The 15868-nt window shown below is 60.8% G+C and carries 12 protein-coding genes; 7 read left to right on the top strand and 5 right to left on the bottom strand.

Annotated elements, in window-relative coordinates:
- Positions 1 to 201: 201 nt before the first annotated feature.
- Positions 202 to 3096, bottom strand: a complete 2895-nt coding sequence (locus ACZ9BE_RS17275) for a ribonucleoside-diphosphate reductase subunit alpha (protein ID WP_024013986.1) — start codon at positions 3094 to 3096, stop codon at positions 202 to 204.
- A gap of 859 nt (positions 3097 to 3955) precedes the next feature.
- On the opposite strand from ACZ9BE_RS17275, the gene ACZ9BE_RS17270 reads away from it, so the two are divergent.
- A complete protein-coding gene (locus ACZ9BE_RS17270) occupies positions 3956 to 4678 on the top strand; it encodes a response regulator (protein ID WP_056788095.1) in 723 nt (240 codons plus the stop codon).
- On the top strand, positions 4675 to 6285 hold the full coding sequence (locus tag ACZ9BE_RS17265; RefSeq protein ID WP_476249733.1) for an ATP-binding protein: 1611 nt from the start codon (positions 4675 to 4677) through the stop codon (positions 6283 to 6285). The genes ACZ9BE_RS17270 and ACZ9BE_RS17265 overlap by 4 nt, the downstream gene beginning before the upstream one ends.
- A gap of 141 nt (positions 6286 to 6426) precedes the next feature.
- Here ACZ9BE_RS17265 and ACZ9BE_RS17260 read toward each other — a convergent pair whose 3' ends face one another.
- Together ACZ9BE_RS17260 and ACZ9BE_RS17255 are read right to left on the bottom strand one after the other, a co-directional pair.
- Positions 6427 to 7152 carry a 4'-phosphopantetheinyl transferase family protein gene (locus ACZ9BE_RS17260; RefSeq protein WP_460094890.1) on the bottom strand — a complete coding sequence of 242 codons (726 nt, stop codon included), beginning with the start codon at positions 7150 to 7152 and terminating at the stop codon, positions 6427 to 6429.
- A 152-nt stretch (positions 7153 to 7304) separates the two neighbouring features.
- On the bottom strand, positions 7305 to 8096 hold the full coding sequence (locus ACZ9BE_RS17255; protein WP_460058836.1) for a dienelactone hydrolase family protein: 792 nt from the start codon (positions 8094 to 8096) through the stop codon (positions 7305 to 7307).
- Between the two features lie 143 nt (positions 8097 to 8239).
- Between ACZ9BE_RS17255 and ACZ9BE_RS17250 the strand changes: the two genes are divergently transcribed.
- The 3 genes from ACZ9BE_RS17250 to ACZ9BE_RS17240 all read left to right on the top strand — a co-directional run bounded on the left by ACZ9BE_RS17250 (position 8240) and on the right by ACZ9BE_RS17240 (position 11012).
- A complete protein-coding gene (locus ACZ9BE_RS17250) occupies positions 8240 to 8845 on the top strand; it encodes a hypothetical protein (RefSeq protein ID WP_423523400.1) in 606 nt (201 codons plus the stop codon).
- 146 nt (positions 8846 to 8991) lie between these two features.
- A complete protein-coding gene (locus tag ACZ9BE_RS17245; RefSeq protein WP_016773623.1) occupies positions 8992 to 9669 on the top strand; it encodes a response regulator transcription factor in 678 nt (225 codons plus the stop codon).
- Complete coding sequence (locus ACZ9BE_RS17240; protein ID WP_476249732.1) at positions 9666 to 11012, top strand: ATP-binding protein; 1347 nt, start codon at positions 9666 to 9668, stop codon at positions 11010 to 11012. The genes ACZ9BE_RS17245 and ACZ9BE_RS17240 overlap by 4 nt, the downstream gene beginning before the upstream one ends.
- A gap of 204 nt (positions 11013 to 11216) precedes the next feature.
- On the opposite strand, the gene ACZ9BE_RS17235 is transcribed toward ACZ9BE_RS17240, so the two are convergent.
- On the bottom strand, positions 11217 to 12215 hold the full coding sequence (locus ACZ9BE_RS17235; protein ID WP_476249731.1) for an AraC family transcriptional regulator: 999 nt from the start codon (positions 12213 to 12215) through the stop codon (positions 11217 to 11219).
- A 346-nt stretch (positions 12216 to 12561) separates the two neighbouring features.
- Between ACZ9BE_RS17235 and ACZ9BE_RS17230 the strand changes: the two genes are divergently transcribed.
- Complete coding sequence (locus tag ACZ9BE_RS17230) at positions 12562 to 13896, top strand: dicarboxylate/amino acid:cation symporter (protein WP_024013978.1); 1335 nt, start codon at positions 12562 to 12564, stop codon at positions 13894 to 13896.
- 145 nt (positions 13897 to 14041) lie between these two features.
- The gene (locus ACZ9BE_RS17225; protein WP_476249730.1) at positions 14042 to 15223 is read left to right on the top strand and encodes a CaiB/BaiF CoA transferase family protein; all 1182 of its coding nucleotides are present in this window, start codon (positions 14042 to 14044) and stop codon (positions 15221 to 15223) included.
- A 107-nt stretch (positions 15224 to 15330) separates the two neighbouring features.
- Here ACZ9BE_RS17225 and ACZ9BE_RS17220 read toward each other — a convergent pair whose 3' ends face one another.
- Positions 15331 to 15825, bottom strand: coding sequence for a SprT family zinc-dependent metalloprotease (locus ACZ9BE_RS17220; protein ID WP_041479573.1), 495 nt, complete (start codon positions 15823 to 15825; stop codon positions 15331 to 15333).
- Positions 15826 to 15868 lie beyond the last annotated feature (43 nt).

Here is a 15868-nt window from a genome sequence, read left to right as displayed (position 1 = left end):
AAAGGTGACTCGCTGTAAGAGCGAAACCGCCAGCCGCAGCACCGAGAAAACGGATATTCACCCAAAACCCCAAGAGCCTGGTCGGCCCAGAGGCCGCCAAGGCCGCCAAAAAACAAAACCCCCAACAAACCTGAAGTCTGTCGGGGGTTTTCTTTTGTCTCGAGATCCCAGGCGTCTCGCAACGCCTGATCTCAGCTCAGCTTATTGGCAAGCTTCGCAATCCGGCTCGTCGATCGCGCAGGCCTTTGGCACTGGCGCCGGACCTGCCGGAGCGGCCAGGACCGAATCGTCGCCGTGGTTGCCGCCGCTGGAAACAGCGTTCAGCTTACCGGTGTTGATGGTCGACTTCTCGGTGCTGGTCGCGGCCAGGGCACGGAGGTAGTAAGTGGTTTTCAGACCACGGTACCAGGCCATGCGGTAGGTCACGTCGAGCTTCTTGCCCGATGCGCCGGCGATGTACAGGTTCAGCGACTGGGCCTGGTCGATCCACTTCTGACGACGGCTGGCGGCGTCAACGATCCACTTGGTGTCCACTTCGAACGCGGTCGCATAGAGCTCTTTGAGTTCTTGCGGAATGCGCTCGATCTGCTGCACCGAACCGTCGTAGTACTTCAGGTCGTTGATCATCACCGAGTCCCACAGACCGCGAGCCTTCAGGTCGCGAACCAGGTACGGGTTGATCACGGTGAATTCGCCCGACAGGTTCGATTTCACGTACAGGTTCTGGTAGGTCGGTTCGATCGACTGCGAAACGCCAGTGATGTTGGCGATGGTCGCGGTCGGTGCGATGGCCATGATGTTCGAGTTACGGATGCCTTTCTGTACACGGGCGCGAACCGGTGCCCAGTCGAGGGTTTCCTTCAGGTCGACGTCGATGTACTTCTCGCCGCGCTGTTCGATCAGGATCTGTTGCGAATCCAGCGGCAGGATGCCCTTGGACCACAGCGAACCGTTGAACGTCTCGTAGGCGCCGCGCTCGTCGGCCAGGTCGCAGGAAGCCTGGATCGCGTAGTAGCTGACCGCTTCCATCGACTTGTCGGCGAACTCGACGGCCGCGTCGGAGCCGTAGGCGATGTGCTGCAGGTACAGAGCGTCCTGGAAGCCCATGATGCCCAGACCGACCGGACGGTGGCGGAAGTTGGAGTTCTTCGCTTGCGGCACCGAGTAGTAGTTGATGTCGATCACGTTATCGAGCATGCGCACGGCGGTGTTCACGGTGCGTTGCAGTTTGGCGGTATCGAGCTTGCCGTCGACGATGTGGTTCGGCAGGTTGATCGAGCCCAGGTTGCAAACGGCGATTTCGTCCTTGTTGGTGTTCAAGGTGATCTCGGTGCACAGGTTCGAGCTGTGGACCACGCCGACATGCTGCTGCGGGCTGCGCAGGTTGCACGGGTCCTTGAAAGTCAGCCATGGGTGGCCGGTTTCGAACAGCATGGACAGCATCTTGCGCCACAGGTCTTTGGCCTGGATGGTCTTGAACAGCTTGACCTTGCCCGGGTACTCGGTCAGCGCTTCGTAGTATTCGTAGCGCTCTTCGAAGGCTTTACCGGTCAGGTCGTGCAGGTCCGGTACTTCGGATGGCGAGAACAGGGTCCACTTGCCGTCATCGAAGACACGCTTCATGAACAGGTCAGGGATCCAGTTGGCGGTGTTCATGTCGTGGGTACGACGACGATCGTCACCGGTGTTCTTGCGCAGCTCGATGAACTCTTCGATGTCCATGTGCCAGGTTTCCAGGTAGGCACACACAGCGCCTTTGCGCTTGCCACCCTGGTTCACGGCCACAGCGGTGTCGTTCACTACTTTGAGGAACGGCACAACGCCTTGCGACTTGCCGTTGGTGCCCTTGATGTACGAACCCAGCGCACGCACCGGCGTCCAGTCGTTGCCCAGACCGCCGGCAAATTTCGACAGCATGGCGTTGTCGTGGATCGCGTGATAGATGCCCGACAGGTCATCCGGCACGGTGGTCAGGTAGCAGCTCGACAGCTGTGGACGCAGGGTACCGGCGTTGAACAGGGTCGGGGTCGAAGCCATATAGTCGAACGAGGACAGCAGGTTGTAGAACTCGATCGCACGGTCTTCTTTCTGCTTCTCTTCGATCGCAAGGCCCATGGCCACGCGCATGAAGAAGATCTGCGGCAGTTCGAAACGCACGCCATCCTTGTGGATGAAGTAGCGGTCGTACAGGGTCTGCAGGCCCAGGTAGGTGAATTGCTGATCGCGCTCGTGGTTGATCGCCTTGCCCAGTTTTTCCAGGTCGAAGGTGGCCAGCACAGGGTTCAGCAGTTCGAACTCGATACCTTTGGCGATGTAGGCCGGCAGTGCCTTGGCGTACAGGTCGGCCATTTCGTGATGGGTGGCACTTTCGGCGACTTCGAGGAAGTTCAGGCCTTCGGCACGCAGGGTGTCCATCAGCAGGCGGGCGGTGACGAACGAGTAGTTCGGCTCGCGCTCGACCAGAGTACGGGCGGTCATCACCAGGGCGGTGTTGACGTCGGTCAGGGCCACGCCGTCGTACAGGTTCTTCAGGGTTTCGCGCTGGATCAGGTCGCCGTCGACTTCTTCCAGACCTTCGCACGCTTCGGTGACGATGGTGTTCAGGCGGCCCATGTCCAGTGGCGCGAGGCTGCCGTCGGCGCGGGTGATGCGGATCGACGGGTGAGCGTTGACCGCAGCTTCGGCCGGGGCGTGGGCAGCGCGTTCTTTCGAACGGCCGTCACGGTAGATCACGTAGTCGCGAGCGACTTTCTGCTCGCCGGCACGCATCAGGGCCAGTTCGACCTGGTCCTGGATTTCTTCGATGTGGATGGTGCCGCCCGATGGCATGCGACGCTTGAAGGTCGCGGTGACCTGTTCGGTCAGGCGCGCAACGGTGTCGTGGATTCGCGACGAGGCGGCAGCGGTGCCGCCTTCAACTGCGAGGAACGCTTTGGTGATAGCGACGGTGATCTTGTCATCGGTGTAAGGAACGACAGTGCCATTACGCTTGATCACGCGCAGCTGGCCAGGCGCGGTGGCTGCCAGATCCGAAGTCGAATCGGCGGCCTGCGGCAAGGTGCCCTGCGGGTTCTCGCGAGTTGTGTCGGTTTGCATGGGGGGTGGTCTCCACATTCTCTATGTTTGTTTGGCACCGTCATGGTGCTCACCGTTCTGTACCGAAGCACTGCAACCGACGGGCGTCGGCATTACAAACTTCGGAACAGTAGGAAAAAGGCTGCAACGCCGCATCCTTGCCGAAGTTTTGGTTACGAGCCGAAGCTCGCCACCGGATTCCTTCGCGGGTGGCAGTCATGACTGCAACACCCATACCGTTTTGTCCGTTTCGGACCAAATAAAACGGTGCCATCCGCCAGTGCGGTTTGGGCTTGAAAAAACTCGCTTGTTCTACCGGAAACCGGCCATAAAGCACTTGAGTTTCAGGTCTGAAATGTGGTTGGGCGTTTTAGGTGAAAACCCTATATGTAGGGTCTCCGTTTTCGCCGTGCTACAAGATAATGCGTTTCAGGGGGGGATTGCAACGTACTACCTGTGGATAAGCCTGTGCGTAATTTGTGTAAGAAACAGGGAAAACGCGTGTAGGCCGCGAACCTGCTGAGCCAGACCGTTTGTCACTGTTTTTTTGCCTGGAAAAACGCTTCAGCGGTTTTTTAAGGGCGCGAACCCTATCACAGAATTCCGCCTTGTCCGAACGCATTTACCGACTTGTTTTCCGGGTGATCGGCGTTTATACAATCGCTGGGTGCACGGGCATTTTTATCCTCCTGAAACATGACAGATGATCGGGAGATACACGCAGGATTGTGGGAGCGAGCCTGCTCGCGAATCGGTTGACCACTGAGCATTCAGGTTGAAGCAACAGACGCTTTCGCGAGCAGGCTCGCTCCCACAGGTTTTGTCCGTGTCAGGCGATTGTCTTTCTTCTTTTAATAAAAACAGCAAGCAGAGGTCACCGGTGGAGCAACAAACCTGGCAGGTATTGATCGTCGAGGATGACCAGCGACTGGCCGAGCTCACCCGCGATTACCTGCAAGCCAATGGCCTGCGCGTGGAGATCGAAGGCAACGGTGCGCTGGCGGCGGCGCGGATCATCAAGGAGCAGCCGGATCTGGTGATCCTCGATCTGATGCTGCCCGGCGAAGATGGCCTGAGCATCTGCCGCAAGGTGCGCAGCCAGTACGACGGGCCGATCCTGATGCTCACCGCGCGCACCGACGACGCTGATCAGATCCACGGCCTCGACCTCGGTGCCGACGACTATGTGTGCAAACCGGTGCGTCCGCGCTTGTTGCTGGCGCGCATCCAGGCGTTGCTGCGACGCAGTGACACACCGGAGCCGGTCGCGGAAAAATCCCGGCGGTTGCAATTCGGTCCACTGGTGGTCGACAACGCATTGCGAGAAGCCTGGCTGAGCGACAACGGCATCGAGCTGACCAGCGCCGAGTTCGACCTGCTCTGGCTGCTGGTGTCCAACGCCGGGCGGATACTTTCCCGGGAAGAAATCTTCACTGCATTGCGCGGCATCGGCTATGACGGCCAGGACCGCTCGATCGACGTGCGCATCTCGCGCATCCGCCCGAAAATCGGCGACGACCCCGATCATCCGCGCCTGATCAAGACCATTCGCAGCAAAGGCTACCTGTTCGTCCCTGAGGCCTGCGCAGACCTGGCGCTGTGAATTCGATCTTCCTGCGCATCTACGGCGGCATGTGCGCCGCGCTGATTCTGGTGGCGGTGCTCGGCGTGCTGGCGCTGAACCTGCTCAATCAGGTGCGCAGCGAGCAATATCGTGAACGCCTGGCCCACGGCACCTTCTCGCTGATGGCCGACAACCTGCAGCCGATGAACCAGACCGAACGCCATCGCGCGTTGCTGGTGTGGGAGCGGCTGCTCGGTATACCGCTGACGCTGAAGAAATTCTCTGAAACCGACCTTGATCTGGCCCAGCGCACCCGTGTGTTGCGCGGTCAGGCGCTGGTCGAGCAGACCGGGCCGCATGCCGCCAAGGTCTATCGGCTGATCAGCGAAAAAGAGCAGCTTGTATTGGTAGGAGAGGTGCAGCAGATCAGCGAGCAACTGGCCCGGGCGACCATCTATTTGCTGGCCGATGAGCTGGTGCGGGTACCGGTCGGCGAACAGCCCAAGCGTCTGGCGCAGATAAAGCAGGAAAAGGGCTTCGGCTTCGATCTGCGTCTGGTCACGATAAATGACGCCGACATGGACGAAGACCAGAGTCGCCGCGTGGCCGAGGGCGATACGGTGATGGCGCTGGGCAAGGGCGGCGATTCGATCCGCGTGTTCGCCGGCATGGTTGGTACGCCGTGGGTGCTGGAAATCGGCCCGCTGTACCAGATGAATCCGTACCCGCCGGAATGGCTGGTATTGATTGCCGCGCTCGGTCTGACGCTGATCGGTCTCATCGTTTATCTGCTTGTGCGTCAGCTTGAGCGGCGTTTGCGCGGTCTCGAAGCAGCGGCCACGCGCATCGCCAAGGGCAGCCTGGAAACCCGTGTGCCGGCGCGCGGCGCTGACTCGGTCGGGCGGCTTGCGTCGGCGTTCAATGGCATGGCTGAGCACTTGCAACAGTTGCTGGCGATCCAGCGTGAACTGGTGCGCGCGGTGTCCCATGAGTTACGCACGCCGGTGGCGCGGTTGCGTTTCGGTCTGGAGATGATCGGTACGGCGACCACCCCGCAGGCGCTGGAAAAATACCGCGAAGGCATGGATCACGACATCGAAGACCTCGATAAGCTGGTCGACGAAATGCTCACCTACGCACGACTGGAGCAAGGCTCGCCGGCGCTGACCTTCCAGCGCATCGATCTGGATGCGCTGGTCAATCAGGTGATCGAAGAATTGGCGCCGCTGCGCGCCGAGGTCACGGTGCAGCGCGGATTGTGTCTGTCATCGGCCGACAACGACGGCGCCTGGGTCGAGGCCGAGCCGCGTTATTTGCATCGGGCGCTGCAGAATCTGGTGGGCAACGCGATGCGCCATGCGCATTCGCAGGTGACGGTGAGTTATCAGGTCGGCCAGTTGCGTTGCCGGATCGACGTCGAGGACGACGGACCGGGCGTGCCGGAAGTGGCGTGGGAGCGGATCTTCACGCCGTTTCTGCGCCTCGACGATAGCCGCACGCGCGCCTCGGGCGGGCATGGTCTGGGGTTGTCGATTGTGCGGCGGATCATTCACTGGCACGACGGCCGCGCGATCATTGGCAAGAGCAAGAGTCTGGGTGGGGCGTGTTTCAGTCTGAGTTGGCCGAGGAATCAGGAGCGCCGGTAGGGTGTGTGGTGGCAGGGCTGGCCCCATCGCTGGCAAGCCAGCTCCCAGAGGTTTTGCGGGTGTACATTGTCTCTGTGTACACCGCGAATACTGTGGGAGCTGGCTTGCCAGCGATGAGGACCATGCAGGCAATGCAAAAAGTCAGGCAGGAATGCTGACCAGACTCAACAACTGCCCATCCTGCACGCCGAACTGCGCCTCCAGCTCCGATCCATTGCGCCATTCGCTCGACAGATCCGTCAACAACCGCAGCCTGACCTGTCCCGCCTCAGTCCACTCCAGCACTTCGGCATGTTCGAAATAAAAGCGCTGCTGCACGATCGGGTAGAGCGCCTTGAACAAACACTCTTTGACCGAAAACGTCAGGGTCACCCGCAGCGCCAGTTGCTCCTGAGAATCCGCCGCCATGCGTTGCAGTTCCGCTGGCGTGAGGATTTCCCCGGCCAAGCGTTCGGCGCGCTCATGGCTCAACAGGTTTTCCAGATCCATGCCCAAGCCGCGCCAGTGCTGCTTGTTGGCAACAATCGCCGCCGCACGGCCGGTGCTGTGAGTGATCGAACCGCAGATATGCGCCGGCCACACCGGGGCGCGGTCTTCGCCGATCGGCGGGACGATATTCAGGCCTTCGAGTTGTTGCAGCGCGGCACGGGCGCAAATGCGCCCGGCGAGAAATTCGGCCTGGCGCTTGGCCACCGAGCGCTGAATGCTCGGCGGCGCCAGCACAGCGCTGCGCTGGAAGTCATCGCCAAGCAGTCGGGCCGGGTCGAAGTGAGTACTGAGCAGCACGGTATCGGCCAGGACCGTCGGCAACGGCCAGTGGCTGTCGAGCGCAGTGCAGCAGGCGGGCAGGGCGGGGGTGAAGTTCATGGCGGGCATTTTGCCGGTTAGTCGGGGCGAGGTCGAGATCGGCGGTGAAGCCTTCGCGAGCAGGCTCGCTCCCACAAGGGATCTTCTGGGCGACAGAAATCCGGTGTGGGAGCGAGCCTGCTCGCGAAAGCCGCGCCTCGGTCGTTACTGACTCAACCGAAAATCTTCTTGAAGAACGCCTGCATATCCGCCCACGACTTCTCGTCTGCCGCCTTGTTGTAACCAATGTCCGGCCCGCCATGCTCGCCATGGCTCAAACGATCGGCATCCGGATTGCTGAAACCATGCTTGGCGCCATCCAGACTGACGAACTGGTAGTCCGCCCCGGCCTTGTCCATCTCTGACTTGAAGGCGGTGACGTGGTCCTGAGTGACCATGCTGTCCAGCGCACCGTGCTCGACGAGGATTTTCGCCTTGACGCTGCCCGGAGTCGCCGGGGTCTTGGTTGCCAGCGCGCCATGGAAACTCACCACACCGGCCAGCGGCACACCCTGACGCGCGGCATTGAGCACCACGGCGCCACCGAAGCAATAGCCGATGGCGGCGATTTTGTTCGGGTCGGTCTGCTTTTGCTTCTTCAACAGATCGAGCCCGGCGGCGAAGCGTTTACTGGCGGCATCGGCATCCTTGGTCGCCGCCTGCATGAAGGCCATGGCGTCTTTCGGGTGCTCGGTGTTCTTGCCTTCGCCATACATGTCGATGGCCAGCGCGCTGTAGCCGAGTTCGGCGAGATCCCGCGCGCGGCGCTTGGCGTAATCGTTCAGCCCCCACCATTCGTGGACCACGACAACGCCGGGGCGTGGGCCTTTGATCGCGTCGTCATAGGCGTAGTAACCGATCAGCTGGCTGCCGTCGGCGCTTTGGTAGGGGATTTCTTCAGTCTTGATCGCAGCCTGGGTGAGGCTGCTGACCGCCAGCAAAGTGAGGGCGAGGAACAGGCGCATGGACGGATCTCCTTATTGAAAGTGGTCAGAACAGCCTAGTCGATCTGGTTCAGGTCAGGTTCAGAGACGGTTCAGGGGCCGTACAGGGGCGGCTCAGTAACCTTGCGCCATACCCAAACAGCACTGTGAAAGAGGAAATACCCATGACTCGTTTAAACAAATTGCTGCTGGCTTTTACCCTGTTAGGCTCCAGCATCGCGGCGAATGCCGACGACACCAGCAACTTCGCCGGCCTGACATTCGGCCAGACCAGCGACAAGATCGACAAGTCCCACGCGCTCAACAACAACCTCGGCAACCCCAATGTCAGCGGGGCCATCGACGGCAACAACACCTACGGCATGCGCCTCGGTCAGCAAAACAGCCAGGGCCGCTACTACGCCACCTACGACAACGTTTCCGGCTCGCACAATGGCGTTAAACTGCGCCAGGAAAATCTGCTCGGCAGCTATGACCTGTTTTATCCAGTGGGCGGCAGCACCAAATTGTTCGGCGGCGCCACGGCCGGTCTGACCAAGCTGACGCAGGATTCGCCAGGTTTCAGCCGTGACAGCGACATCGGTTACGCCATTGGTGGCCAGGTCGGTGTGTTGCAGCAAGTTTCGCAGAACACCTCGGTAGAACTCGGTTACCGTTACCTGCGCAGCAACGCCAGCACCGAAATGAAAGAAAGCGGCGGCAGCAAACAGGGCTCGCTGGACTTGACCAGCAGCGCGCAGACCTACCTGTCGGCCAACTACTATTTCTAAGCGGTTGTCGCAGTTTGAAGTGTGGGAGCGAGCCTGCTCGCGAAAGGTGTATCAGCCGACACTTGCTTGGCTGATCCACCGTATTCGCGAGCAGGCTCGCTCCCACAGGTAGTTGCCTGGAGAGTTCAAGTGATAGGGAGAAAGGCATGAAACTGTTGGTCGTCGAAGACGAGGCGCTGTTGCGTCATCACCTGCAAACCCGTCTGACGGAGAGCGGTCATGTGGTCGAGTCCGTGGCCAATGCCGAGGAGGCGCTGTACCAGACCGGCCAGTACAACTTCGATCTGGCGGTGATCGATCTCGGCCTGCCGGGCATGGGCGGCCTCGACCTGATCCGCCAGTTGCGCTCGGGCGGCAAGACCTTCCCGATCCTGATCCTCACCGCGCGCGGCAACTGGCAGGACAAGGTCGAAGGGCTCGCCGCCGGTGCCGACGATTACGTGGTCAAGCCGTTCCAGTTCGAAGAACTCGATGCGCGCCTGAACGCATTGCTGCGGCGCTCCAGCGGCTTCACCCAGTCGACCATCGTCGCCGGGCCGTTGCTGCTCGACCTCAATCGCAAACAGGCCAGCCTCGATGAGCAACCGCTGGCGCTGACCGCTTACGAATACCGCATCCTCGAATACCTCATGCGCCACCATCAGCAAGTGGTGCCCAAGGATCGCTTGATGGAGCAGCTCTATCCGGACGATGACGAGCGCGATCCGAATGTCATCGAAGTGCTGGTCGGCCGTCTGCGCCGCAAGCTCGAAGGCCCGGCCGGGTTCAAGCCGATCGACACCGTGCGCGGCCTCGGCTACCTGTTCAATGAGCGCTGCACTTGATCCGTTCCCTTCGCGTTCGCTTGATGCTCGCCGCCACCACGTTGGCGGTGTTGTTCATGCTTGCCTTGCTGCCGGCGATGCAGGGTGCCTTCCGCCTTGCCTTGCAGGACTCGATCGAGCAACGTCTGGCCTCCGATGTCACCACATTGATTTCCGCCGCACGGGTGGAAAACGGTCGGTTGGTGATGCCGTCGCAATTGCCGGACGAACGCTTCAACCTCACCGACTTCCGTTTGCTCGGCTATATCTACGACCGCGACGGCAAACTGGTGTGGCGCTCGAAAGCCACCCAGGAAGAACAGATCAACTACAAACCGCGCTACGACGGCCTCGGCAATGAGTTCGCGCGGATCCGTGAAGCCAGCGGTCAGGAATTTTTTGTCTACGACGTCGAAGTCAAATTGCTCGGCGGCAAAAGCGCAGCGTTCAGCATCGTCGCCCTGCAACCGGTACGCGAATACGAAACCACCCTCGAAGGCCTGCGGGAAAATCTCTATCTGGGCTTCGGTGCGGCGTTGCTGGTATTGCTGGCGCTGCTATGGATCGGCCTGACCTGGGGCCTCAAGGCCTTGCGCCGCTTGAGCCAGGAACTCGACGAAATCGAAGGCGGTACTCGCGAAAGCCTGACGGAAAAACACCCGCGTGAACTGCTGCGCCTGACCGGCTCGCTCAACCGCTTGCTGCTCAGCGAGCGCCAGCAACGCAGCCGCTACCGCGACTCCCTCGACGACCTCGCCCACAGCCTGAAAACCCCGTTGGCGGTGCTGCAAGGCGTCAGCGAAGACATGGCCCAGCGCCCCGAAGACCGCGACCAGGCCTGGGTTCTGCAAAGCCAGATCGAACGCATGAGCCAGCAGATCAGCTACCAACTGCAACGGGCCAGCCTGCGCAAAAGCGGCCTGGTCCGCCATCAGGTGCGCCTGCGACCGGTGCTCAAAAGCCTGTGCGATACGCTGGACAAGGTCTACCGCGACAAACACGTGCGCGTGACCTTTGATCTGCCCGAGCACTGTTACGTGCCGATCGAGCAGGGCGCCTTGCTGGAAATGCTCGGCAACCTGCTGGAAAACGCCTATCGCCTGTGCCTCGGCGAAGTGCGGGTCAGCGTGCGCGAATCACTGGCCGGGATCGAGTTGTGTGTCGAGGATGATGGCCCGGGTGTTCCACTCGATCAGCGTGCGCGGATTCTCGAACGCGGCGAACGCCTGGATGCCCAACATCCGGGGCAGGGCATCGGGCTGGCGGTGGTCAAAGACATCATCGAAAGCTACAACGCGCGTTTGGCTTTGGGTGATTCACCGATGGGAGGGGCGGCGTTCAGGATTGATTTTCCTGCGGTGTGATTGCGAGCTGCCCTCACCCTAACCCTCTCCCAGAGGTAGAGGGGACTGACCGAAGTGTCTTTGGAAAATTATCGACCTGAGCGATTTGCAGCGAATATGGATTCAATAGAGAGCTTGCAGGTCGGCGTATTTCTCAAGCATCCCCCAATCAGTCCCCTCTCCCTCCGGGAGAGGGTTAGGGTGAGGGGCTTTTGATTTAGCGCCTCATTGCTCCTGCGCCCGATAAGCCCCCGGTGTCAGCCCCGTCCATTTCTTGAACGCCCGATGAAACGCCGAAGGCTCAGAGAACCCGAGCTGCTCGGCAATCTGTTGCAACGACAGCTCCGCCCGGCCCAGATGGTAGATGGCGATATCCCGCCGCAGCTGATCCTTGAGCTCCTGAAAACTGCTGCCTTCCTCGCGCAAGTGCCGGCGCAAGGTCTGCGGGCTGATATGCAGATGCGCCGCAACCGCTTCCAGATCAGGCCAGTGCGCAGCGTCGCGACTGAGCAAGCGGCGCAGGCGGCTGCTCAGGCTGTCGCCGTCGTCCGGGCGCGAGAGCAGGTCGGCGGGGGAGCGTTCGAGAAAATGCTTGAGCGTGCGTTCGTCCTGCAACAGCGGCATGGCCAGATAGCGACTGTGAAACAGCAGGCTGCTCTGCTCGGCATCAAAGGTCAGCGGGCAGGGGAACAGCAGGTCGTATTCGCTGCCGTGCTCGGGGCGCGGATAGCTGAAGGTTGCCTGCTCGAGGCGAATGCGCTGGCCGATCAGCCAACTGCCGAGGCGGTGCCAGATCACCAACAGGCTCTCGCTGAGAAAATGATCCGGGTCCCACGACTGCGCGTCGTCCAGGCTCAAACGCACCCATTCGTCTTCGCGACGCAGGGTCAGGCGTGGGGCGTCGGGGAACAGGCTGTAAAACAACAAGCCACGTTGCAGAGCCTTCTCCAGGTTGCGGCAGTGAATCGAGGCGTGGCACATCATGGCGAAGCTGCCGGGCTTGCTCGGGGCGTTACCGAAACCCAGGTATTCGTCGTCCAGCGCCAGCCACAGCCCTTGAATCAGCCGGGTGAACTGCTCAGGGGCAATCCGCGCGCGGGGCTCGTCGAGCAACTCCGGGCTGATCCCCAGTTGCTGTAACAGGCCTGAATAATCCAGGCCGCGCCGGCGCGCACCGCCAAGGGCGGCACGGGCGAAATGGCTGGCGATGGTGCGTTCGCGCATAAGCGGCAATCCTTGTTCAGGCACCGATCGTAATGGCGGGCCGGCAACGCCACAAGGCGGATTTCCGCCAAATTGCAGGACGCTGAGCGCTCAGTTGGCGGAAATCCGCCATGCCTCAAGTCGCTGCTTGGTGACAGGAAAATCCCGCAGGCCCTGATATCAAAAGGCTTGCTGCCATTCGCACCAATCTGGCACGACGTTTGCGATACAAGCGACAGAAGCGTGCATTCTCCGACCGGGAAAAATGCCGTTCCAACAACAAATCCCTCCAGTGCAGGAGGGTTCGCAATTAAGGTTCGGCGCTCGACAGATGGATGTTGCCGCTGGACGCTTGAGGAAACCTGCAATGACGACTCGTCAGCCACTGTACAAATCCCTGTATTTCCAGGTGATCGTTGCCATCGCCATCGGCATCCTGCTCGGTCACTTCTATCCGCAGACCGGTGTGGCCCTCAAGCCACTGGGTGACGGCTTCATCAAGCTGATCAAAATGGTCATCGCCCCGATCATCTTCTGTACTGTCGTCAGCGGCATCGCCGGCATGCAGAACATGAAATCGGTAGGCAAGACCGGCGGCTACGCGCTGCTGTACTTCGAAATCGTTTCGACTATTGCCCTGCTGATCGGTCTGGTCGTGGTCAACGTTGTGCAACCGGGCGCCGGCATGCACATCGACGTCACCACCCTGGACGCCTCGAAAATCGCCACTTACGTGACGGCCAGTAAAGACCAGAGCATTGTCGGTTTCCTCCTCAATGTGATCCCGAACACCATCGTTGGCGCGTTCGCCACCGGTGACATCCTGCAAGTGCTGATGTTCTCGGTGATCTTCGGCTACGCCCTGCATCGCCTCGGCTCGTACGGTCGTCCGCTGCTGGACATGATCGATCGCTTCGCCCACGTGATGTTCAACATCATCAACATGATCATGAAACTGGCGCCACTGGGTGCGTTCGGTGCCATGGCGTTCACCATCGGTGCCTACGGTGTCGGCTCGCTGGTGCAACTGGGCCAGTTGATGATCTGCTTCTACATCACCTGCGTCCTGTTCGTCGTGCTGGTGCTGGGTGCGATCTGCCGGGCTCACGGTTTCAGCGTGTTCAAACTGGTGCGTTACATCCGTGAAGAGCTGTTGATCGTACTGGGTACGTCCTCGTCGGAATCGGCACTGCCACGCATGCTGATCAAGATGGAGCGTCTGGGCGCGAAGAAATCCGTCGTGGGTCTGGTGATCCCGACCGGTTACTCGTTCAACCTCGACGGCACTTCGATCTACCTGACCATGGCCGCCGTGTTCATCGCTCAGGCGACTGATACGCACATGGACATCACCCACCAGATCACTCTGCTGCTGGTGCTGCTGCTGTCCTCCAAAGGCGCGGCAGGTGTGACCGGTTCGGGCTTCATCGTTCTGGCCGCGACGCTGTCGGCGGTTGGTCACCTGCCGGTTGCCGGTCTGGCGCTGATCCTCGGTATCGACCGTTTCATGTCCGAAGCCCGCGCACTGACCAACCTGGTCGGTAACGCTGTAGCGACCATCGTCGTCGCCAAGTGGGTCAAGGAGCTGGACACCGATCAACTGCAGACCGAGCTGGCTTCCGGCGGTCGCGGTATCTCCGATGAGCGTGAAGAAGACGACCTGGGTGTGGCTGAAGGCCCAACCCCGAGCAATGTGAAGTAAGCATCGCTTGCACAGAAAAACCCGCTTCGGCGGGTTTTTTCTTGCCCGGAATTTGAGCGCAACGGTCACACCTGCTGACATTTGCGGTGATTGCCGCATCGCCGATGGCTGCCTAGGCTGAGTACATCGCCCAAGGAGTTCGCCCATGTCTGCACCGCTGGCCTCACTGAAGATTCTCGATTTCTCCACCTTGCTGCCGGGGCCGTTCGCCTCGTTGCTGCTGGCGGACATGGGCGCCGAGGTGCTGCGCATCGAATCGCCGACGCGTATGGATCTGCTGCGGGTGCTGCCGCCGCATGATGGCGGGGTCTCAGCCAGCCACGCCTATCTGAACCGCAACAAGCGCAGTCTGGCGCTGGACCTGAAACAGCCCGAAGCGCTGCAGATCATCAAGCAACTGCTGGGCGAATACGACATCGTGCTCGAGCAGTTTCGCCCTGGGGTGATGGAGCGCCTGGGCCTGGGTTATGAAGCGTTGAAAGCGATCAATCCAAAGCTGATTTATGTGTCGATCAGCGGTTACGGCCAGAGCGGGCCGTACAAGGAGCGCGCCGGGCATGACATCAATTATCTGGCGCTGGCGGGACTCGCCAGTTACACCGGACGCGCCGACAGCGGGCCGTTGCCGCTGGGCATGCAGGTGGCGGACGTGGCGGGCGGCTCGCTACACGGCGTGATCGGCTTGCTGGCAGCGGTGATTGCCCGTCAGCAAACCGGGCAGGGCACCCATCTGGATGTGAGCATGACCGACTGCGCGTTCAGCCTGAACGCCATGGCCGGCGCTGGCTATCTGGCCTGCGGCGCGGAACCGGGCCGCGAAGATCAGATGCTCAACGGCGGCAGTTTCTATGACTATTACCGCACCCGGGATGGGCGCTGGATGTCGGTGGGCAGTCTGGAGCCGGCCTTCATGCAGCAATTGTGCACGGCGCTGGGCCGGCCGGAGCTGGCGGCGCAAGGGTTGTCGCCCAAGCCTGAGCAACAACAAGCCTTGAAAGAGGCGTTGCGCATCGAATTCGAGCGGCACGATTTTGCAGAACTGTGTGAGTTGTTCGCCGGGGTCGATGCCTGTGTCGAGCCGGTGTTGAGTTTGGGCGAGGCGTTGCGCCATCCGCAGTTACAGGCGCGGGAGCTGGTGACCCAGGTGCCGCGCGGCGATGGTACGACGCAGGCGCAGATGGCGTGTCCGTTGAAATTTTCTGAGGCGTTGCCGGAGCCAAGGCATGTTGGCGCGGGGTTGGGGCAGCATACGGACGAGGTGTTGGGGGAGTTAGGGTTGAGTGCTGAGCGGATCGCCGAGTTGCGTTCGGCCAGGGTGATTCTGTAGCGCTCATGCCGCCGCCTTCGCGAGCAGGCTCGCTCCCACATTGAAATGCATTCCCCTGTGGGAGCGAGCCTGCTCGCGAAGGGGCCCGCCGATACTCTACAAAACTGTCATTCCACCCGCATTTCACCACTGAACACCAGCGTACTGCGGCAACGCCGGCACAGATACCGCCGCCCTTGCCGCACCAGGCCATGGCGCTGGGCGGTAAACGGGAAATCACTGTCGGGGCACGGGCATTTGTAGATATAGCGGGTCACGCTGCGCCGCTTGATTTCATAGGTGTGGCAGCGATCCGGCGGCAGTTCGTAGACGCCGCGCATGATCAGTTGCCACTCCTCGCCATGGGGCTGGATGCGGTCGCCGAACAGTTGATGAGCGATCAGGTGGGCGACTTCGTGGGCCACGGTCTGCTTGAGGAAGTGTTCGGTGTTTTCCCGGTACAGCTGCGGGTTGAAGCGCAGCAGGTTCTCGTGCAGATGCGCGACACCGGCTTTCTGCCCGCGCAGCTTGAGACTGACCACGGGGCGTTTGAAGGAACGTTTGAAAAAGGATTCAGCGAGTTGGTAACAATCTTCGACGCGGGTAGTGAGTTGCTCGGGCATGCTTGATGGATCTCCAGAGACGCCGAGTATGCCGCAACCCCGG

This window comes from Pseudomonas sp. TE9122, from assembly GCF_056278925.1.
Note: the sequence above shows the minus strand (reverse complement) of the source record. Positions and strands in the feature narration are given on the sequence as shown.